The 326-nt window shown below is 43.6% G+C and carries 1 protein-coding gene; it reads left to right on the forward strand.

What is annotated here, in order from left to right:
* On the forward strand, window positions 1-111 hold a 111-nt coding region (locus D0T87_RS23945; protein WP_163178692.1), incomplete at its 5' end, for a WbqC family protein.
* Window positions 112-326 lie beyond the last annotated feature (215 nt).

Consider the following 326-nt stretch of genomic DNA (forward strand, 5'->3'; position numbering starts at 1 on the left):
GATCCGGAATTCATACCTGTACCCTATTACCAGGTTTTTGAAGCACGGCATGGTTTCATTCCCAATTTGAGTATTATTGACTTGTTATTCAATATGGACAACCTTTATTAAGTGCTGAAACTGACACGGCTATATTACAATCATTTTTGGTATTTATCGCTTTTACTAATATGATTATCCGCATTGCCGACATCATGTTCCTGCACGACCCATTGAATGAAGAAGCGCTAGCCGCCAAGTGTGCGTCGGTAGGATGCGGGATAATGAGATAGTGTTGGTGTCCCTCGGGGACGCACGTGGTAGTTCTTTGCCTACCCGATGCTGAA

It is taken from the genome of Bacteroides sp. 51 (assembly GCF_010500965.1).
Classification (GTDB): Bacteria; Bacteroidota; Bacteroidia; order Bacteroidales; family Bacteroidaceae; genus Bacteroides.